Source organism: Curtobacterium sp. MCSS17_006 (assembly GCF_003234215.1).
Lineage (GTDB): Bacteria > Actinomycetota > Actinomycetes > Actinomycetales > Microbacteriaceae > Curtobacterium > Curtobacterium flaccumfaciens.
The window spans coordinates 326237-344898 of the sequence record NZ_QKSO01000002.1 but is presented as its reverse complement, the minus strand read 5'-3'; the positions used below and the strand labels follow the sequence as shown (position 1 = coordinate 344898).

Genomic DNA, 18662 nt, shown 5'->3' with positions numbered 1-18662 from the left:
ACCCCGAACGGCCCCGCCCCCGCCTGGGTCGTCCGCGCCGACGACCCGGCAGCGCCCTGGGCCGTCCTGGTGCACGGCCGTGGCGTCACGCGTGCCGAGACCATCCGCGCCGTCCCCGTGTTCCGCGCCGCCGGGTACTCGGTCGTGCTCGCCTCGTGGCGGAACGACGGCGTCGCCCCGCCGAGCGTCGACGGCCGCTACGGCCTGGGCAGCACCGAGTGGGAGGACGTCGACTCCGTCCTCCGCTGGCTCACCGCGCAGGACGCCCAGAGCGTCGTGCTCATGGGCTGGTCGATGGGCGGCGCCGTCGTGTTGCAGACCCTGCTCCGCTCGCGCTTCGCCGGCCTGGTCGACGGGGTGGTGCTCGAGTCCCCGGTCGTCGACTGGCACGCGGTGCTGAAGTCGCAGAGCCAGCTCCTGCGTCTGCCGCGTCCGGTCCGCAAGGTCGCGCAGCGCCTGCTCCGCACGCCGGTGCTGCACCGGCTCGCCGGGCTTCAGGCTCCTGTGGACCTGCGCGAGCTCGACATGGTCACGCGCTCCGACGAGCTCACGGTGCCGATCCTGCTGCTGCACAGCGACGACGACGGGTTCGTTCCGTCCTCGGCCTCACACGACCTGGCCCGCGCACGGCCCGACCTGGTGCGGCTCGAGATCCAGACCACGGCCCGGCACACCAAGCTCTGGAACCACGACGCCGACTGGTTCGACGCCCGGATCCTCGCGTGGCTGACCGAGGTGGTCCAGCGGCGCGGGGCGGCCAGCGCGCGGTAGACGCGACCGGAGGACGGACGGGAGGCGCGGTGCCAGCTGGCACCGCGCCTCCCGTCCGCCAGTGGGTCGCGTCTACGCGACCGCCGCCTGCACCTGCCGCTGGACGCGGCCGAGCATGCCCACCATGCCGCGGATCCGCAGGGGGCTGACCGCCTCGGAGAGGCCGATGGTCAACGGGTAGTCCGTCGGGACGGCGAGCACCTGCTCGACGGTCAGGCCGGACAGTCCCTGTGCCAGGATCGAGGCGAAGCCGCGGGTGGTCGGTGCCTCGCGCGGGGCGGTGGCGTGCATCCGGACCACATCCGGGGCGTCGCCGTCCTCGCCCACCGTCACGGTGATGAAGACGGGGGACTGGCACTCCTCCACGCGTTCGAGCTCGTCCTCGTGCCCCTGCAGGCGTTCGGGCAGTGCGGGCAGCTCGTTCGAGAACTCGAGCAGGAGCTGCAGGCGGTCCTTCTGGCCCAGGGCGAGGAAGTCGTCGCGGATCTCGGCGAGGGTGGCGGGGAGTGGTGCGTCGGTGCTGGCGTTCATCGGTTCGGAACAGTACCCGGCTCGGATCCCTGCACGATGGGGACGCGGACGGCGCTGCCCCACTCGGTCCACGAGCCGTCGTAGTTGCGGACGTTGTCGTAGCCGAGCAGGTGCTGCAGGACGAACCAGGTGTGGCTCGAGCGCTCACCGATGCGGCAGTAGGCGATGACCTCGTCGGCGTCACCGATGCCGGCGCCGTCACGGTAGACGGCGTCGAGCTCGGCGCGCGACTTGAAGGTGCCGTCGGGGGCGGCGGCCGTCGCCCAGGGGATGTTCACGGCGGTGGGGACGTGGCCGCCGCGCAGCGCGCCCTCCTCCGGGTAGTCGGGCGCGGTCGTGCGCTCCCCGCTGTACTCCGGGGCGCTGCGGACGTCGATGAGCGGCTTGCCGAGGTGCGCGAGGACGTCGTCCTTGAAGGCGCGGACGGGCTCGTCGTGGCGCTCGACGACGGGGTACTCGACGGGCGTGACCGGGGTCTCGTCGGTGGTCAGGGCACGGTCCTCGGCGATCCACTTGCCGCGACCGCCGTCGAGCAGGCGGACGTCCTCGTGGCCGAACAGGGTGAACACCCAGAGGGCGTACGCCGCCCACCAGTTGTTCTTGTCGCCGTAGATCACGACGGTGGTGTCGCGGCCGATGCCCTTGCCGCCGATGAGCTCGGCGAAGGCCGCGCCGTCGATGTAGTCGCGCTGCACCGGGTCGTTGAGGTCGGTGTGCCAGTCGATCTTCACGGCGCCCGGGATGTGCCCCGTCTCGTAGAGCAGGACGTCCTCGTCGGACTCGACGACCACCAGGTCGGGGGCGCCGGCCCCGGCGTCGAGTTGCTCCTGCAGCCACTCGGTGGACACGAGGCGCTCCGGGTGCGCGTAGGCGGCGAACTTCTCGGACGGGTCGACCGGTGCGGTCATCGGGGGTACCTCCAGGGGTGCGGGGGAGCGTGGTGCGGGGCGAGCGTGGTGCGGGGCGAGCGTGGTGCCCGGGTGCGTGCTGCCGGCGCCGGACTAGGATCGGGCGTCGGTGCCTGTGGGCAACGGTACGCGGACGTACCGTGCCCCTGACGCAACGTGACACCCCACGACATGCTTCCCGGAAGGGTTCCCCGATTGCCCGCTCACCTCGTCGACCGTGATCCCCAGGTGACGCCGCAGCAGATGGCTGCGGCGCTCGTGCCCCCGCCGCAGTTCACGGACGCGTCGTTCGACTCGTACCGGCCGGACCCGGACTACGACTCGCAGGCCTCGGTCCGCGATGCCGTCGCCGCGTTCGTGGCCGCGGGTCCCACCGAGGCCCCACGGCGTGGGCTGTTCGGGCGTCGGAAGCAGGCGCCGGACCCCGCGGCGAAGTCCGGTGTGTACCTGGACGGCGGGTTCGGCGTCGGCAAGACCCACCTGCTCGCAGCCGCTTACCACGCGGCCACCGGCCGGAAGACCTTCGGCACGTTCATCGAGTACACCGCACTCGTGGGCGCCCTGGGGTTCCAGGGCACGGTCGACCTGCTCCGCGGCACCGCACTGGTGTGCATCGACGAGTTCGAGCTCGACGACCCGGGCGACACGATGGTGATGACCCGGCTCATCAAGGAACTGACCGAGACCGGCACCCGCTTCGCCGCGACGTCGAACACGCCCCCGGGAGCCCTGGGCGAGGGGCGCTTCGCCGCGCAGGACTTCCTGCGCGAGATCCAGGCGATGTCGGACCGGTTCGACACCATGCGCATCGACGGCCTCGACTACCGCCGCCGTGCCGTGGACGAGTCGGCGCAGGTGGTGTCCGATGTGCCCGCCGCGCTGCCGTCCGGCACCGTGACGCTCGACGACTTCGGCGCGGTGGTCGCCCACCTGGGTTCCGTGCACCCGTCGAAGTACGTCGCGCTGGTCGAGGACCTCGACGCCGTCGGGCTCACCGACGTCCGGGCGTTCACCGACCAGACCGACGCGCTGCGCTGGGTCGCCCTGGTGGACCGGTTGTACGACGCGCAGGTGCGCATCGTCGCGTCGGGCACCCCGCTCGACCAGGTGTACCCCGACGTGATGCTCGAGGGCGGGTACCGCAAGAAGTACCTGCGCGCGGCGTCCCGCGTGGTGGCCCTCACCCGCGCCTGAGCACCCCTTGCCGTCCGGACCGATCTGTCCACGGCGGTCTCCTGCCCCTCGTGCAGGGGACATCGGGCCGTCGGAAACACGACGTTTACAAACGGCGTGGTCGCGTTACATCCGCGAAACAGTTCGTGCTCCCTCGTGAAACCTCGCCTCGCCAGACTCTGTGACACCCGAGGCGGTCCAAGAGCCGCTCGTGCAATCGAGAGGTGAGCAGATGCTTGATCAGGGCAACACGACGTTCGTGTTGGTGATGGCTGCGCTGGTGTTGTTCATGACACCCGGCCTGGCCTTCTTCTACGGCGGCTTGGTGAAGGCCAAGTCCGTCATCTCCATGATGATGATGTCGTTCGGTGCGATCGCGCTCGTGAGCGTGCTCTGGGTGGTCTACGGCTACGCGATCGCCTTCGCCAACCACGGCGACGGCACGGCGGTCTCCGGCGTCGTCGGGTTCTTCAGCATCGACTGGAACCAGATCGGCCTCGGCCAGGCCTTCGAGGAAGCGCAGTCCTCGAACATCCAGGCGGCGTACCCGTCGATGGCCTTCGTCGGGTTCCAGGCGACGTTCGCGATCATCACCGTCGCGCTCATCTCCGGCGCCATCGCCGACCGCGCCAAGTTCGGCGCGTGGATGGTCTTCGCCGGCGTCTGGGTCACGGTCGTCTACTTCCCGGTCGCCTCGTGGGTCTTCAACCTGACCTCCGGTTGGGCCGCCACGTGGGGAGTCATCGACTTCGCCGGTGGCACCGCGGTGCACATCAACGCCGGTGCGGCGGGTCTCGCCCTGGCGATCGTCCTGGGCAAGCGCGTCGGCTTCGCCAAGGGTGCGCACAAGCCGCACAACCCGCCCTTCGTCCTGCTCGGTGCCGCCATCCTGTGGTTCGGTTGGTTCGGCTTCAACGCGGGCTCCGAGGGTGCTGCTGACGGCATCGCCGCGATCGCCTGGGTGAACACCCTCGCCGCCCCGGCCGCCGCCATCCTCGGCTGGCTGCTCATCGAGAAGCTCAAGGACGGCAAGGCCACCTCCGTCGGAGCCGCCTCGGGTGCCGTCACCGGCCTCGTCGCGATCACCCCGGCCTGCGCCGCGCTGACCCCGGGCTGGGGCATCCTGCTCGGCTTCCTCGCCGGCATCGTCTGCTGCTTCGCCATCGACTGGAAGTACCGTCTCGGCTTCGACGACTCGCTCGACGTGGTCGGCGTCCACCTGGTCGGCGGCATCTTCGGCACGCTGTTCCTCGGCTTCTTCGCCAACGACACCGGCCTGATCTACTCCGGCTCGTTCGAGCAGCTCGGCAAGCAGGCGGCCGCAGCGGGCGCCGTCGGCGCGTACTCGTTCGTCCTGGCCTTCGTCATCGGCTGGATCATCGAGAAGACGATGGGCTTCCGCGTCAAGACCGAGGACGAGGTCGCCGGCATCGACACCGCCGTCCACGGCGAAGAGGGCTACGTCCTCTACGAGCAGACCGACGACAGCCCGGTCAGCGTCCGCTAGTCACCAGGCACCACCCGCACGACGGCGGGCCCCGCGCACACAGCAGCGCGGGGCCCGTCGTCGTTGCGTTGGTCGCGTTCTCGACGTGACCACGGCCGGGAGGCGCGGTGCGGGTCCGGCCCGCACCGCGCCTCCAGGCAGATGGTCGCGTCAGCGACCCGTTGGTTCCGTTGGTTCCGTTGGTTCCGTTGGTTCCGTCACCAGGCGTAGTCCTCCGGCGAGGTCTCGTGCCCCGGGAAGATCTCGTCGAGACGGTCCAGCGCACGCTGGTCGAGGCGGATGTCGACGGCGCGCACCGCGGACTCCCACTGCTCCATCGTGCGGGGGCCGGTGATCGGCGCCGTGACGCCGGGCTGGTGCAGCAGCCAGGCGAGGGCCAGCTCGCCGGGCGTGTGGCCGAGCTCCTTCGCGAGCGACTCGTACGACTGCAGCTGGTCACGGTGCGCGTCGACGTACTCGGCGCTGCGGCCGGACAGACGGCGGGAGCCGTTCTCGGTCTTCTCGATGACGCCGCCGAGCAGGCCGCCCTGCAGCGGCGACCAGGGGATCACGCCGAGCCCGTACGCGCGGGCGGCGGGCAGGACCTCGCGCTCGACGTCGCGGACCACGAGGTTGTAGATCGACTGCTCGCTGACCAGGCCGAAGGTGTTCCGGCGCTTCGCTGCCTCCTGCGCCTGGGCGATGTGCCACCCGGCGAAGTTCGACGAGCCGACGTACAGGACCTTGCCCTGCTGCACGGCGACGTCGATCGCCTGCCAGATCTCGTCCCACGGCGTCGCACGATCGACGTGGTGGAACTGGTACAGGTCGATGTGGTCGGTCTGCAGCCGCTGCAGGCTCGCGTCGAGCGACTGCCGGATGTTCAGGGCGCTGAGCTTGCCGCCGTTCGGCCAGTCGGTCATCTCGCCGTAGACCTTCGTGGCGAGGACCGTCTTCTCGCGGCGACCGCCACCCTTGGCGAACCACCGTCCGATGATCTCCTCGGTGGCGCCCTTGCCCACCGAGCCCCCGTAGCCGTTGGCGGTGTCGAAGAAGTTGACGCCGAGCTCGTGCGCCCGGTCCATGATCGCGTGCGAGTCGTCCTCGCTGGTCTCCGGGCCGAAGTTCATCGTGCCGAGCACGGCGCGGGAGACGGACAAACCGGTGCGACCGAGGTGTGTGTAGTCCATGAGACGGGTCTACTCGTGACGCGCTGGTGGCGCCAGGCCCTGGGAGTACCGGTCGGTGCTTGGCTCTCGTTGTGCTGGTCGGAGTAGTCAGGGAGGACCACTCGAGAGGAGCAGCCATGCCAGCCAAGGACGAGATCCCGAGCACCCTGCAGCGGTCCCCGGAGCACGCGCAGGAGATCTTCGAGAAGACACTGGACTCGGCGAACGAGACGTACGGCCCGGGCGAGCGCGCGCACCGCACGGCCTTCGCCGCCGTGAAGCACGAGTACGAGAAGGTCGGCGACCACTGGGAGGAGAAGGAGTCCTCCGGGCCGTCCGACTCCGGTGCCGCCGGTCCGCGTGGTGCTGGCTCGGGCTCATCCGGGAAGACCGAGGGCGGTGTCGACGCGAACGCCTCGAAGGCGCACCTCATGGACGTCGCGAAGCGGCTCGACGTCAGCGGCCGCTCCAAGATGACGAAGGACGAGCTGGTCGAGGCGATCGGCAAGGCGAACGACCGCGCGACCGCTGCAGCGCGGAAGTGACCATGGGCGAGTGGGCGCCGTGCATGCCCCGCTCGGCATGCGGCGGTGGGGTGAGGGGGTAACGTGCCGACGATGAACATCCCAGCACTCCGCGGCAGCCGGATCCTCGGGTTCGGACACCACCAGCCCGAACGCGTCCTGACCAACGACGAGCTCTCGACGATGGTCGACACGAACGACGAGTGGATCCGCACCCGCACCGGGATCCAGACGCGTCGGATCGCCGGGCCGGACGACACCGTGACGTCGATGGCGATCGAGGCCGGACGCCGTGCCCTCGCCGACGCCGGGGTGTCACCCTCGGCCGTCGGACTCGTCATCGTCGCCTCCACCACCCACCAGGACCGCGCCCCGTACACGGCAGGCCGCGTCGCCGCCGCACTGGGCATGACGAACGGGCCGGCGCCGATCGACATCAACACCGCGTGCAGCGGGTTCGAGTACGCGCTCGGGCTCGCCGACCAGTCCATCCGCACCGGTTCGGCCGACGTCGCGCTCGTCATCGGGTCCGAGGTGCTGTCCGGCATCGCCGACTGGACCGACCGGTCGACGTGCGTGCTCGTCGGTGACGGGGCCGGTGCCGCCGTGCTCGGGGTCGCCGAGACGCCCGAGATCGGCCCGGTGTCGTGGGGGAGCGTGCCGCACCTGCTCGACGCCGTGCGTGTCGAAGGGTCGCCGGGGCGGTTCAACCAGGAGGGCCGCTCGATCTACCGGTGGGCCATCACCGAGGCCGAGGGGCACGCCCGCAAGGTCGTCGAGGCCGCCGGGCTCACGATGGACGACATCGAGGTGTTCGCGTTCCACCAGGCGAACCTGCGGATCATCGAGCCGCTGGTCACCGCGCTCGGCGGGGAGTCGAAGTTCGTCATCCGTGACGTCGTCGAGTCCGGGAACACCTCGGCCGCCAGTGTGCCGCTCGGCCTGTCGAAGGCATGGGAGCGCGGTGACCTGCCGGAGGGGGTGCCGGCCCTGCTCTTCGGGTTCGGTGGCGGGTTCGCCCACGCCGGGCAGGTCGTGACGACGCCGGTGCGGTCCTTCTAGGACACGGGGTTCGACACAGACACACGAACGGCCCGGGCAGCGTGCCCGGGCCGTTCTGCGTCAGCGCTTCGGACGCTGGTTCAGCGCTTCGCGCAGGGGTTCATCGCTTCATGCCGCGGTCGTCGTTGCCCGGCTCGGTCCAGAGGTCCTGGTCCTTGCCCGCGCCGCGCTTCCACGGCAGGGCACGCCGGGTCTTCTCGGCAGTCGGTGTGACCGTCAGCACGATCGGGAACTCCGCCGGCGGCATCCCGAACCCGGTCCGCGACGCCTGGATCACCTTGCGCCCGAGGGCGTGGTTCCCCAGACCGCCGACAGCCGCTCCGATGCCGAACGGCAGCGCACGTCCGAGGACGGAACCGCCCTGCCGGATGGCGAAGCGCTTGATGAACTGGTCACGGACCTGTCCGCCGATGCCGTTTACCATCTGCTTCGGGAGTGACGAGGTCACCATCTCGCCCCAGAACGCGGTCCGGACCTGGCCACCGGCGATCTGACCACCGAGTTGCTTGATCAGCTGCGTCCCCGGGGCGCCGAGGATCATCGCCATCACCAGCGTGCGGGCACGCTCCGGGTCGTCCAGCGCGATCCCGTGCACCTCGGTCACCGACTGTGCGAACAGCGCCGTGGTCTCGAGGAACCCGATCGTCTCTGCACCGCTCAGTCCGAGCGCGGCCACCATCCCGACGCCCGGGATCACGGCGCTCGCACCGACGGCGGCACCACCGGTCGTCACGGCCGTGAGGTACTGCCGCTCGAGGATCTGGATGACCTCGGCGGGCGTGGCATCGGGCTTGCGGCGGCGGATCGCCTTGACGTGCGCAACGACGGCCGGCCGCTGCACGCTGATGGCACGGTCGAGCAACTTGACCCATCCGGCGGGTTGCTGTGGTTGCGGGGTTCTGGAGTCGTCTGACGTGGGGGAGACCTGGGCGTTCGGCAGGGGCACGATCGCCTGGTCCTTCGGGGAGCGGGCCATGCGCTCACCGTACGCCGGGCATGTGGGAGGCTCGCTGGATGGACAGCGACCGGACCGCGCGAGCCCTCGACATCGCTCGCCGCTCCGCTGGGTTCCTGACCGTCCACGAGGCCACCGCGCTCGCACCGGACGTCCGCGTGCTCGACCCCGGGTCCGTCCTGATCGGGGCGGGCGTTTCCGTCCGGCCCGGCGCCGTGCTGTACCCGTCCACGACCCTGGAGACCCGTGACGGAGGCGTGATCTCCGTCGCTTCCGGAGCACGACTCGGACCAGGGCCGGTGACCATCGTCGCGTCTGCGGCGACCGTGCACATCGGGGAGGGCGCCGAACTCGGCCCGGGCCCCGTCACCGTCGTCGCGGACGGGTCCGACGTCGTGATCGGCGGTCGGGCACGCCTGACGGCCGGGTGCTTGGTCGAGGGGCCGGCGCGGATCGGCGCGGCGCGCAGGTGCTCGGTCCGGTGTCCGTGCGCGACGTCGAGCTCGAGGACGGCGGCGACCACCGCGAGCCCGACCCGGACCACCGCGGCGGCGTGGTCAAGGGCACCGGGCCGGTCCGTGGTGTGCGCGTGGGACTCGGCGAGGTCGTGGTCGGTGGGGTGGCGCACGCCGGTGAAGCGTCCGGTCGGCCGCGGATCGAGCGTCAGCGCACGTACCACCCGGATGCGCCACGCCCGCGCTGATCGTCGGGCGTGCAGTCTCAGCACGGGACACCCGCACGCCGCAGGGCAGCCCGCACCCGGTCGGGCTGCATCAGGTCGGCCCACGAGAGCCGCACGACCGCGCGGACCTCGGGGAACGACCGGATGAAGTCCTCACGCCGCTTCTCGCGCCAGTGCGCGTCCGCGGTGGAGCGCCCGTCGAGCAGCACCGGGTCCTCGTACTTCGCGCGGCCGTCGACCTCGACCACGACGCCTTGGTCCGGGAACCAGAAGTCCACGATCGCCGTGGCCGATCCGGCCCGGGCGAACACGTGCTGCTGCACCGGCTCCGGCACACCGAGCTCCCGGAACCGCACCCGGCACACCGACTCCGCGGGTGAACCCGACAGCGCCGACCCCATCCCCACCGCGATCCCCGCCTTGTCGTGACCCGCGGGTGCCGTCGTGGCGAGTTCGTCGAGCAGAATCTCGGGCAGGAGACGCCGGTCGTGGAGTGCCTGGTCGATCATCGGCAACGCGAACTCGAGGGTGGACGACCCCGCGATGTCGACGAGGGTCCGTGCCAACGACGTGACGGGCGCTCCGTCGATGTCGGCGGGCGTGGCCGCGGGCAAGTCAGTCCACCGTGAGTCCGTCGTCGGCGCGTGGACGAGCGGTCCGGGGTGGAGCCGGAGGTGTGCGGACGTGTCGGAGCGTTCGCGGCGCGGATCGACGACGTCGAGTTTCGACGGCGGGGCATGGACGAAGGGCAGTCCGTGCACGGCGGCCGCTGCGGAGCGCGCGAACGCCCTCGGTGCGTGGATCATCGGCGCGGTCGCGCGCACCAGGAGCAACAGGTGGTCCTCGGGCCGGAGTCCGACGACTGACGACGGGGAGACCAGGACCCCGGGACGGACCGCGAGCAACTCCCCCCGACGGACCCGGCGCTGCAGGGCCCGGCGTTCGGCGCTGGGCTTGCCGGTCGTGCGGATGAGGGGGATGGTGCGTACGCGGTCGTCCATGGATCAACCATCGATCGCCGGGCCCGGCCACGGGGCGGCGGTGGGCCGATCTGTGGATGACGAGCCGGGCCTCCAGGCTGTGGAGGGATGAGGCGGACGCAACTTGCGACGATGTCGATGTCGGACGACGGCGACTCTGTCGCTGTCCCGCGTGCACAACAGTTGCAAGCGCGGGGGTGCGACATCACCGATGTCGTACGACGTCGACAGTGTCGTTCCGCGTCGACCAGCCCGAAGCCCGCCGGCCCGGCCCGGCCCGCCAGCCCGCCCGCCACCTACACCCGCGCGAGCTCCGCCCGCAGCGGCAGGTCCTGCGCCTCGAGGATGACCTGCGCGCCCACGGCCGTCCGGGCGTTCACGACGATCGGCGCGAGCAGGTTGACCGTGGTGCCGGACGCGCCGGGGTTCGCGACGACGAGCAGCATCGCGTCGGCGGGGTCGGTCAGCCCGAGCCCGGCAGCCTGCTCGTCGGTGAGCTCCGGCGCGTACGACGGCAGGTGCACCGCTGCGTCGAGCAGGAACAGCCGTGCGTCGTCGCCGACGAGCGTGAACAGCCCCTCGGCGCCGACGACCGGCGACAGCTCGAAGGCCGCGGCGGGAGCGAGCCCGAACGGCGGGACGGCGAAGGTCAGGGAGATGCTCATCGGAGGTAGTCCATCAGGGTCGGCTGCAGGACCTTCGCGGTGACGGCGAGGGCTGCCTGGTAGTTGGTCTGCTGCACCTGCAGGTCGAGGACGGCCTTGGCGAGGTCGACGTCCTCGATGTCGGCGCGACGGCTCTCGAGCGAGACGGTCGCGGACTTCAGCGAGTCCTGCGCCGTGAGCGCGGCGGCGTGCCGGATCCCGACGTCGGCCTGGGCGCCGCGGACGGTCCCGAGTGCGCCGTCCACGTCGTTGATCCGAGCGTTCACGTTCACCCCGTTCTGCAGGTCGTTGACGATGGAGTCGATCACCGCGAACACCGAGTCGTCGCCGGAGCCGAAGACCGCGGTGCCGGCGGTGTCGACGCGCACCGTCGTGCCGTCCCCGATCCGGCGGGACACGTCGGTGCCGGCGGCCGCCCAGCCCGTGGCCGGGTCGTAGGCAGCAGCGGCGGTCGACGATCCAGCGAACACCGAACGGGTGCCGTAGGTGGTGTTGGCACGTGCCTCGAGGTCGGCCTTGAGCGACCGGAACTGCGTGACGAACGCGTCGCGGTCGGTGTCGCTCATCGTGCCCGAGTTCGCGGCCCGCACCGTGAGGTCGCGGACGTTGTTGAGCACCGAGTACACGCCGGACAGCGCGCTGTCGGTGGTGGCGAGCCATGCTGCGGCGTCGTTCGCGTTCCGCGAGTACTGCGCGGCAGCGGCCTGCTCCTTGCGGACCTGCATCGACGACGCGGTGCCGACCGGGTCGTCCGAGGGCTTCTGGATCGCACGCAGCGTCGTGGCCTGGTCGGTGAGCTCGGCGACCCTCGCGGCACCGGCCTGCAGCCGGGCCGACGCGGCCGCCATCGACATCTGGGTGGTCACACGGGTGATCACGATCAGCCCCTCCCGACGAGTCCGACGCGGTTGATGATGGTGTCGAGCATCTCGTCGACCGCGGTCAGGACGCGCGCCGCGCCTTGGTACGCGTGCTGGTAGCTCAGCAGGTTGACGTTCTCCTCGTCGAGGTCGACGCCGGCACTCGACTGCTGCTGGGTGCGCGCGTTGGTGAGCGCGAGTCCGGTCATCGTCGATTCCGACATCGCCGACCTGGAGGCTGTGCCCACCCCCGCCACGAACGTCGCCCAGACCTGGTCGGCACCGTCCGACGACGCCCCGAGTCGCGCGAGCGCGTCGGCGAACGAGTCGTCGAGTTCCCCCGCCGCGTTCCGCGTCGCCAGACCACCGGCGTCCGTGGGGACGACGCCGAGCGCCTGGGCGGCCGGGACCCCGGCGGCCAGGGAGAAGAACGGTGCGCCGGTGGTGCCGGCCGGGGTGGTCCCGGCGGCGTGCAGGGCGTTCACGGTGGTGGCGAGTCGCGTGGCCACGGCGTCGTAGGACGCCGAGGCCTCCGCGAGTGCGCCGCCGGTCCCGGTGCCGGACGCCGGTGCGAGGACCGCGAGGGCCCCGCCGATCGACCCGCCGCTCAGCCCGACCGCCCCGGCCGTGCCGGTGGTCCAGGTCAGGGTGACCGCAGTGCCGTCCGCCAGACGCTCGCCGCCGCCGAGCGCGACCGAGCGGGCGTCGGTGCCCTGCACGAGCGGGTTGCCGCCGAGGAGCACGTCGACCGTGCCGTCGGCGTTCGTCCGGGTGGTGCCGCCGGCGAGCGTTGCGATCTGCTGCGTGAGCTGGTCGCGCTGGTCGAGCAGCTCGTTGGCGTTGCCGCCCGAGGCGAGCGCGGTGCGGATCCGGCCGTTCAGGTCGGCGACCTGCTGCGCGGCACCGTTCAGCTGGGCGACCTGCCCGGTCAGGGTGCCGCGCACCGAGGACCACTGCGCGTCGACGGCCTTCGAGCCCGCGGCCAGCGCGGAGACGACGGTGCCGGCGGCCCCGAGCACGGCACTGGCGGCGCCCGGGTCGTCGGGGTGGCTCGCGAGCTCGCTCCAGGACGACCAGAACGCGTCGAGCTTGGCGCTCAGGCCGTCCTTGCCGGGCTCGTGCAACCCGGTCTCGAGGGCGGAGAGCGCCGTGGCGCGGGCATCCGCGTAGGCCGACGAACCGGCGGCGACGCGGACTCCGGCGTCGAGCGTGAGGGATGCCAGGCGGGCGATGCCGTCGACCGAGACGCCCTGGCCGGCGAGGGCCGCGGTGCCCCGCATGAACCCGGTCTGGGTCGCGGGGATCGAGTTCTGCGTCACGCGCTGCCGCGTGTAGCCCGCGGTGCCGGCGTTCGCGATGTTCTGGCCGGTGACGTCGATGCCGGCACGGGCCGCGGCGAGGCCGGAGTAGGCGGTCGCGAGGGATCCGAAGGTGCTGACCACGGTGTTACAGCGTCCCCTCGAACAGGCGGGCGCCGTCCTGGCCTGCTCCGGACGTGCCACTGGCGTCGTAGGTGGCGGCACCGGTGACGGTCCCCGCCAGGGTCTCCTCGGTGGCCTGGGCGGCGGCACGGAGGAACCGGTCGTTCTCGTCGCGCAGTGCGCCGATCTGGGTGGTCAGCTCGACCATCGCGGTGAGGTGCGACGACAGGATCTCGCCCCACGGTCCGTTCGGTGCCGCGGCGACGACGTCGCGCAGGGGAGCGTCGGCGGGGACGCCCCACTCCTCGGCGACCTCGGCGCTCTGCGCGGCGCGCTCCAGACCGGTGCTGCGGAGCCGGTCGAGGACCTGCTCGACCTCGCGGCTGGCGTGCGACACCCAGCGGGAGCGGCCCGCGGTGAGCAGGAGCTGCTCCTCCTCGAGCTTGAAGGTGAGCAGTTCGAGCAGCTCGCGTTCGCGCCAGAGCACGGCGGACAGGTCGTTCACGCTCATCAGCTCCTCCCAGGTGGTGGTTCGTCGGGGTGGCCCCCGGTCCGTCATCCTGCGGACACCGGGACCTATCGACTCGGTGTCCGCGACCGTAAGCCCCGGCGGCCGAGTGGCGTCACCCGTACTCGTCGACGCTGTGACCCGATGACCCCCGACGGGGGACAAGAACGACCGTTCCCGGCCCGGAGTCCCCCCAAATGCCGACCGGGAACGGGGTCTGACACCCCCGCATTGGGGACGGTTGAGCACCTGCTCAGGGCATTGCCAGCCGATACATTCAGAACGCACCCGGGGGACACCCGGAACCGCTCGGGAACGATGCGGGGTGCACCGCTCGGAGGGACCCGGGCGGGTCTTCGGCGTACGCACCGGCCATCCGAGGCCGGCGTCCGTCGCGCCCACGGACGGGTGAGCCGACACACGTCAGGTCGACCAGGGGAACAGCATGGACCGCACCGAACGCAACGCGATGATCGTGGAGCACCTCCCGCTCGTGGGCTACATCGTGGCCGACGTCCGCTCCCGGGCGACGCACCTGGACCGCGACGACCTCGCCGCCGTCGGATCGCTCGCGCTCGTCGCAGCCGCCGAGGCCTTCGACCCCACCCTCGGCGTGCCGTTCGGCGCCTACGCCCGCACCCGGATCGCCGGCGCGCTGGCGGACGACATGCGCTCGGCCGACTGGGCCTCCCGCGGCACCCGGAAGCGGATCCGCGAGACCCTGGCCACGCAGGAGGCCCTGTCCGCTCGCCTCGGCCGGAGCGTCGGTGCGCAGGAGATCGCCGATGCCATGGGCGTCGACAAGCAGACCGCCGTCGACGCGATGAGCGACGCCGCCCGGACCGTCGCGCCGCTCGACGAGACCGTGCACGACCTCGTCGCCGCGGACCTGCCGCTCCCCGGGGACGACCTGCTCGAGACCGAGAAGCGCCGGTACCTCCGCGCTGCGGTCGAGGCCCTGCCGGAGCGGATGCGCTTCATCGTCGAGGCCGTCTACTTCGGTGACCGCTCGGTCACCGACGTCGCCGCCGAGCTCGGCATCACGCACTCGGCCGTCTCGCAGCAGCGCTCCGAGGCGATGCGCCTGCTGCACGACGGCCTCGCCGCCCACTACGGCGACGGCACGACCGTCGAGCCCGCGAGCCGCACCACCGCGGCCCGCCGCAGCGCCTACCTCGCCCGTGTCGCCACGAACGCCGCCGCCGGTGTCGCGCGTGCCGTGCACGACGCCGCATCGGGGCCGGCCGTCGCGGCGAGTTGAGACGTCGGCGGAAATATCTCCGCCGATCCCCTAACGACTCCCGGCAACCGGTCGAGAGTCATCCATGTCAGCCCACGGACGGGCCGACGCACGACCCACATTCACGGAGGAAACCACCATGGGTATGTCCATCAACACCAACCTCTCGGCACTCAACACGTACCGGAACCTCAACGCGACGCAGAACGACCTGTCGAAGTCCCTCGAGAAGCTCTCGACCGGTCTCCGCATCAACCGTGCTGCCGACGACGCTGCCGGTCTGTCGATCTCCGAGGGGCTGAAGTCCCAGGTCGGTGGCCTCACGGTCGCCGCCCGCAACGCGCAGGACGGCATCTCCGTCGTGCAGACCGCTGAAGGTGGCCTCACCGAGACCCACTCGATCCTCCAGCGCATGCGCGACCTGGCCGTCCAGGCCGGTAACGACTCGAACAACGCCGACTCGCGCGCCGCGATCACCACCGAGGTCGGTGAGCTCCAGAAGGAGCTCGGCCGCATCTCGAGCTCGACGAACTTCAACGGCATCAACCTCCTCGACGGTTCCGCTGGTACCGCCAAGGACGGCAAGCTGACCTTCCAGGTCGGCGCGAACGCCGGTGACTCGTCGAAGATCGAGGTCGACCTCGGCAAGGCGAACGTCAAGGACATCGCGGCGAACCTGACCGTGGCCGCCGGGACCGACGCCGACGGCGGTGCGGTCGCGGCGAAGATCAGCTTCGCGAGCAACGCCGACGCGCAGGCCGCGATCACCACGATCGACGCGCAGATCAAGACGGTGTCCGAGGCACGTTCGAGCATCGGTGCAGTCCAGAACCGCTTCGACCACGCCATCAACGTGACGAACGTGGCCAAGGAGAACCTCACCGCTGCCGGTTCGCGCATCACCGACGTCGACATGGCGCAGGAGATGGTCAAGTACACGCGCGACAACATCCTGAGCCAGGCCGGCACCTCGATGCTCGCGCAGGCGAACCAGAGCACGCAGGGCGTGCTCTCGCTCCTGCGCTAGCCATCACGACGTCCGTCCTCCGCGCCCGACCGGGCCCGGAGGACGGACGTCGCCATCCTGACCACCTCCACGACGCCAGGGAGTGTCGACGATGTCCTCGTCCGTGTCCTCGAGCACCAGCCTCGCGATCGACGGTCTGGTCAGCGGTCTCAAGACGACCGACCTCATCAACTCGCTGATGAGCGTCGAAGGGGTCCCGCAGACCCTGCTCAAGAACAAGCTCACCAGCACCAACACGTTCATCTCGTCACTGCAGACGATCAACGGCTTGATCCAGGGTCTCGCCACGAAGGCCGCGGACGCCGCGAAGACCTCGTCGCTCGACCTCTTCGCCGCGACGAGCACGGCTCCGAGCGTCACCGCCGTCACCGGTACCGGGGGGACCGCAGGCTCCATCAACTTCACCGTCGGCTCGACCGCCGCGGCCCAGGTCGGGGTGACGGCAGCCATGTCGACGTGGTCGTCGGCCGCTCAGCCGATCACGGTCGTCGGCGCCGACGGGAAGTCCACCACGGTGACGCCGGCGTCCGGTTCGCTCGACGACGCCGTCACCGCACTGAACAAGTCCGGCGCGGGCATCACCGCGACGAAGGTCTCCGCCGGCACCGACGTCGACGGCGCCAAGCTCCACCGCCTGCAGCTCACGTCCGCCGAGACCGGGGCGGCCGGTGGCTTCCAGGTGTACCGGGGCGGCGCCGATGCCGTGGCCGCGGGCACCGCGACGAACGTCCTCACCGAGACCGGTGCCGCCGTCGTCACGGCCGCGAAGGACGCGAGCGTCACCCTCTGGGCCGGTACCGCGGCTGCGCAGACGGTCACGAGCAGGACGAACACCTTCACCGAGCTCGTGCCCGGGCTCGACGTCACCGTGTCCAAGGCCACCGAGGAGCCGGTCACCGTGACGGTCGCTCAGGACACCTCCAAGGCCCAGGCAGTGGCCTCGGGACTCGTCGACGCGATGAACGCGATCGCGTCGTACTACAAGACGAACACCGCGGTGTCGAGCACCACGAGCGCGACGTCCGGCACCACGACGACGAAGGCGGGGGTCCTGCTCGGCGACGGTGCGACCCGCAACGCCGTGCAGCGTCTCGCGAGCACGCTCTCCGCTCCCGTCGACGGCCGGTCTCCGTCGGCGATCGGGATCGAGATCACCAAGGACGGCAGCTTCACCTTCGACGCCGAGGTCTTCCAGAAGGCCCTCGCGACCGATCCGAAGGCCACGCAGTCGATGCTCTCCGGCGTCGCGGCGAACGTCGGCGCGGCCGCCACCGCGGCGTCCGACAAGTACAACGGGTCGATCACCACCACGATCACCGGGCAACAGGCCGTCGCCAAGGACATCACCACCCAGATCGACAGCTGGACGGACCGTCTGACGTCGCGCCGGGCCGCCCTGCAGACCCTCTACTCATCCCTCGAGACCAGCCTCAGCAAGCTCCAGTCGCAGTCGAGCTGGCTCGCCAGCCAGCTGGCCTCGACGTCGAGCTGACGGGAACGACCATGACCTTCGACTTCCAGGCCGCCGCCTTCCGCCAGGCCGCCCAGCCGCGCACCGTCACCGACCAGCGTCGTGCCCAGTACACGAACGAGGCCGTGTTGTCGGCGACCCCGGCCCAGCTCGTGACGATGCTCTACGACCGGCTGCTGCTCGACCTGCACCGTGCCGAGGCCGCGCAGGTCGCCGCCGACTGGGAGTCGGCCCGCGAGCAGCTCCTGCACGCCCAGGCGATCGTCGGTGAGCTCTCGAGCACGCTCCGGATCGACGTCTGGGACGGCGGCGAGGGGCTGCTCGCCGTCTACAACTACGCCTCCACCTCGCTCATCACGGCGAACGTGCACCGCGACGTGCAGGCCACCCGCGACTGCATCCGGATCCTCGAGCCGCTCCGTCAGTCGTGGCACGAGGCGGCCGCGTCGCTGCCCGCGACGTCCGCCACGCAGCAGCCGACCGGGGGAGCCCTCGGTGTCGCCTGAACCGTCCGCAGCGCTGTCGCCTGAGCAGACCGACGGGCGGGCCGCCTGGGAGGCCCTCCTCGCGTCCCTGGAGCACGACGCCGCCGGGCAGGCGGCCGACTCCACGGCCCTGGCCGGGTGGTCGGAGCCGGCCGGGCTGGGACCGCTGCCGCGGGACCTGGTGGGACGGGCCTCCCGGCTGCTCGCCGCGCAGCGGGACCGGATGACGGTGCTCGAGGCGGACCGCCGCTCGACGCTGGAGCACCTCGGTGCCCTGCGCGCCGTCGACGCCACGCGCGAGCCCCGCGGCTCCGTATACCTCGACGCTTCCGCCTGACCCGCGCCCCCGAGCGACGATGTCGTCGTCGTACGACGGCGACCCTGTCGCTTACGCGCGCTTGCAACTACGGGCGCGCGCAACCGGCGGCGTCGACACGGAGCGACGATGTCGCTGTCGTACGACATCGACTCTGTCGCTCTCGCGCGCGTGCAACTGGTGGCGCGTGCACGGGGCGACGATGTCGTCGTCGTACGACGGCGACCCTGGCGCTTGCGCGCGCGTGCAACTGGTGGCGCGCGCAACGGGCGACGTCATCGCTGTCGTACGACAGCGACTCTGTCGCTCCCGCGCGCGTGCAACGAACCGCGCGCGCAACGAGCGACACCGGCCCGCACCCGCACCCGCACCGCACCGCCCCCCGTTCGGGGCGACGCCTAACGCGGCGGACGACGGGCTCCGATAGC

The 18662-nt window shown here is 71.3% G+C and carries 20 protein-coding genes; 11 read left to right on the top strand and 9 right to left on the bottom strand.

What is annotated here, in order from left to right; all coding sequences use genetic code 11:
* Positions 1-771 (top strand): S9 family peptidase (locus DEJ21_RS03885; RefSeq protein WP_111223747.1); only part of this gene is annotated, 771 nt, incomplete at its 5' end.
* Between the two features lie 72 nt (positions 772-843).
* On the opposite strand, the gene DEJ21_RS03880 is transcribed toward DEJ21_RS03885, so the two are convergent.
* Both DEJ21_RS03880 and DEJ21_RS03875 read right to left on the bottom strand, forming a co-directional pair.
* Positions 844-1302: a SufE family protein gene (locus DEJ21_RS03880; RefSeq protein WP_027465483.1), complete on the bottom strand. Its 459-nt coding sequence runs from the start codon at positions 1300-1302 to the stop codon at positions 844-846.
* A complete protein-coding gene (locus tag DEJ21_RS03875; protein WP_111223746.1) occupies positions 1299-2210 on the bottom strand; it encodes a sulfurtransferase in 912 nt (303 codons plus the stop codon). The genes DEJ21_RS03880 and DEJ21_RS03875 overlap by 4 nt, the downstream gene beginning before the upstream one ends.
* A 171-nt stretch (positions 2211-2381) precedes the next feature.
* Between DEJ21_RS03875 and zapE the strand changes: the two genes are divergently transcribed.
* Together zapE and DEJ21_RS03865 are read left to right on the top strand one after the other, a co-directional pair.
* Positions 2382-3404 carry a cell division protein ZapE gene (zapE, locus tag DEJ21_RS03870; RefSeq protein WP_111223745.1) on the top strand — a complete coding sequence of 341 codons (1023 nt, stop codon included), beginning with the start codon at positions 2382-2384 and terminating at the stop codon, positions 3402-3404.
* A gap of 211 nt (positions 3405-3615) precedes the next feature.
* On the top strand, positions 3616-4890 hold the full coding sequence (locus DEJ21_RS03865) for an ammonium transporter (protein ID WP_111030006.1): 1275 nt from the start codon (positions 3616-3618) through the stop codon (positions 4888-4890).
* A 197-nt stretch (positions 4891-5087) separates the two neighbouring features.
* Here DEJ21_RS03865 and DEJ21_RS03860 read toward each other — a convergent pair whose 3' ends face one another.
* Positions 5088-6059: an aldo/keto reductase gene (locus DEJ21_RS03860; protein ID WP_111103786.1), complete on the bottom strand. Its 972-nt coding sequence runs from the start codon at positions 6057-6059 to the stop codon at positions 5088-5090.
* A 116-nt stretch (positions 6060-6175) separates the two neighbouring features.
* Here DEJ21_RS03860 and DEJ21_RS03855 point away from each other — a divergent pair, with 116 nt between their 5' ends.
* Positions 6176-6583, top strand: coding sequence for a ChaB family protein (locus DEJ21_RS03855; RefSeq protein WP_111223744.1), 408 nt, complete (start codon positions 6176-6178; stop codon positions 6581-6583).
* A gap of 72 nt (positions 6584-6655) precedes the next feature.
* Complete coding sequence (locus DEJ21_RS03850; RefSeq protein ID WP_111022822.1) at positions 6656-7624, top strand: beta-ketoacyl-ACP synthase III; 969 nt, start codon at positions 6656-6658, stop codon at positions 7622-7624.
* Positions 7625-7724: 100 nt separating this feature from the next.
* On the opposite strand, the gene DEJ21_RS03845 is transcribed toward DEJ21_RS03850, so the two are convergent.
* Positions 7725-8600 carry a hypothetical protein gene (locus DEJ21_RS03845; protein WP_181435769.1) on the bottom strand — a complete coding sequence of 292 codons (876 nt, stop codon included), beginning with the start codon at positions 8598-8600 and terminating at the stop codon, positions 7725-7727.
* 466 nt (positions 8601-9066) lie between these two features.
* Between DEJ21_RS03845 and DEJ21_RS17930 the strand changes: the two genes are divergently transcribed.
* Entirely contained in the window at positions 9067-9282 is a 216-nt protein-coding gene (locus tag DEJ21_RS17930; protein WP_181435768.1) for a hypothetical protein, read from the top strand.
* 17 nt (positions 9283-9299) lie between these two features.
* Here DEJ21_RS17930 and DEJ21_RS03835 read toward each other — a convergent pair whose 3' ends face one another.
* The 5 genes from DEJ21_RS03835 to DEJ21_RS03815 form a co-directional block, all read right to left on the bottom strand.
* Positions 9300-10262 carry a hypothetical protein gene (locus tag DEJ21_RS03835; RefSeq protein WP_111223742.1) on the bottom strand — a complete coding sequence of 321 codons (963 nt, stop codon included), beginning with the start codon at positions 10260-10262 and terminating at the stop codon, positions 9300-9302.
* 275 nt (positions 10263-10537) lie between these two features.
* Positions 10538-10906 carry a flagellar assembly protein FliW gene (locus DEJ21_RS03830; protein WP_111223741.1) on the bottom strand — a complete coding sequence of 123 codons (369 nt, stop codon included), beginning with the start codon at positions 10904-10906 and terminating at the stop codon, positions 10538-10540.
* Positions 10903-11784, bottom strand: coding sequence for a flagellin (locus tag DEJ21_RS03825; RefSeq protein ID WP_111223740.1), 882 nt, complete (start codon positions 11782-11784; stop codon positions 10903-10905). Before DEJ21_RS03825 ends, DEJ21_RS03830 begins: the two co-directional genes overlap by 4 nt.
* A gap of 2 nt (positions 11785-11786) precedes the next feature.
* Positions 11787-13208 carry a flagellar hook-associated protein FlgK gene (gene flgK / locus DEJ21_RS03820; protein ID WP_111223739.1) on the bottom strand — a complete coding sequence of 474 codons (1422 nt, stop codon included), beginning with the start codon at positions 13206-13208 and terminating at the stop codon, positions 11787-11789.
* 4 nt (positions 13209-13212) lie between these two features.
* A complete protein-coding gene (locus DEJ21_RS03815) occupies positions 13213-13698 on the bottom strand; it encodes a flagellar protein FlgN (RefSeq protein ID WP_071403931.1) in 486 nt (161 codons plus the stop codon).
* 442 nt (positions 13699-14140) lie between these two features.
* Between DEJ21_RS03815 and DEJ21_RS03810 the strand changes: the two genes are divergently transcribed.
* The 5 genes from DEJ21_RS03810 to DEJ21_RS03790 all read left to right on the top strand — a co-directional run bounded on the left by DEJ21_RS03810 (position 14141) and on the right by DEJ21_RS03790 (position 18255).
* Positions 14141-14956 (top strand): sigma-70 family RNA polymerase sigma factor, encoded by an 816-nt coding sequence (locus DEJ21_RS03810; protein ID WP_027465507.1) that lies wholly within the window; start codon positions 14141-14143, stop codon positions 14954-14956.
* A gap of 118 nt (positions 14957-15074) precedes the next feature.
* Complete coding sequence (locus DEJ21_RS03805) at positions 15075-15962, top strand: flagellin (RefSeq protein ID WP_181435767.1); 888 nt, start codon at positions 15075-15077, stop codon at positions 15960-15962.
* Between the two features lie 103 nt (positions 15963-16065).
* Positions 16066-17454 carry a flagellar filament capping protein FliD gene (gene fliD / locus DEJ21_RS03800; protein ID WP_181435766.1) on the top strand — a complete coding sequence of 463 codons (1389 nt, stop codon included), beginning with the start codon at positions 16066-16068 and terminating at the stop codon, positions 17452-17454.
* A gap of 11 nt (positions 17455-17465) precedes the next feature.
* On the top strand, positions 17466-17939 hold the full coding sequence (gene fliS / locus DEJ21_RS03795) for a flagellar export chaperone FliS (protein ID WP_111223736.1): 474 nt from the start codon (positions 17466-17468) through the stop codon (positions 17937-17939).
* Positions 17929-18255 (top strand): hypothetical protein, encoded by a 327-nt coding sequence (locus DEJ21_RS03790; RefSeq protein ID WP_111223735.1) that lies wholly within the window; start codon positions 17929-17931, stop codon positions 18253-18255. Before fliS ends, DEJ21_RS03790 begins: the two co-directional genes overlap by 11 nt.
* Positions 18256-18662 lie beyond the last annotated feature (407 nt).

What these genes read in the sequence shown, in the direction of transcription:
- DEJ21_RS03845 (WP_181435769.1), bottom strand. Translation starts at nt 8,600, where the DNA reads ATGGCCCGCTCCCCGAAGGACCAGGCGATCGTGCCCCTGCCGAACGCC.
- DEJ21_RS03880 (WP_027465483.1), bottom strand. Translation starts at nt 1,302, where the DNA reads ATGAACGCCAGCACCGACGCACCACTCCCCGCCACCCTCGCCGAGATC.
- fliS (WP_111223736.1), top strand. Translation starts at nt 17,466, where the DNA reads ATGACCTTCGACTTCCAGGCCGCCGCCTTCCGCCAGGCCGCCCAGCCG.
- DEJ21_RS03855 (WP_111223744.1), top strand. Translation starts at nt 6,176, where the DNA reads ATGCCAGCCAAGGACGAGATCCCGAGCACCCTGCAGCGGTCCCCGGAG.
- DEJ21_RS03810 (WP_027465507.1), top strand. Translation starts at nt 14,141, where the DNA reads ATGGACCGCACCGAACGCAACGCGATGATCGTGGAGCACCTCCCGCTC.
- DEJ21_RS03850 (WP_111022822.1), top strand. Translation starts at nt 6,656, where the DNA reads ATGAACATCCCAGCACTCCGCGGCAGCCGGATCCTCGGGTTCGGACAC.
- DEJ21_RS03805 (WP_181435767.1), top strand. Translation starts at nt 15,075, where the DNA reads ATGGGTATGTCCATCAACACCAACCTCTCGGCACTCAACACGTACCGG.
- DEJ21_RS03860 (WP_111103786.1), bottom strand. Translation starts at nt 6,059, where the DNA reads ATGGACTACACACACCTCGGTCGCACCGGTTTGTCCGTCTCCCGCGCC.
- DEJ21_RS03865 (WP_111030006.1), top strand. Translation starts at nt 3,616, where the DNA reads ATGCTTGATCAGGGCAACACGACGTTCGTGTTGGTGATGGCTGCGCTG.
- DEJ21_RS03830 (WP_111223741.1), bottom strand. Translation starts at nt 10,906, where the DNA reads ATGAGCATCTCCCTGACCTTCGCCGTCCCGCCGTTCGGGCTCGCTCCC.
- DEJ21_RS03815 (WP_071403931.1), bottom strand. Translation starts at nt 13,698, where the DNA reads ATGAGCGTGAACGACCTGTCCGCCGTGCTCTGGCGCGAACGCGAGCTG.
- DEJ21_RS03835 (WP_111223742.1), bottom strand. Translation starts at nt 10,262, where the DNA reads ATGGACGACCGCGTACGCACCATCCCCCTCATCCGCACGACCGGCAAG.
- zapE (WP_111223745.1), top strand. Translation starts at nt 2,382, where the DNA reads ATGCTTCCCGGAAGGGTTCCCCGATTGCCCGCTCACCTCGTCGACCGT.
- DEJ21_RS03875 (WP_111223746.1), bottom strand. Translation starts at nt 2,210, where the DNA reads ATGACCGCACCGGTCGACCCGTCCGAGAAGTTCGCCGCCTACGCGCAC.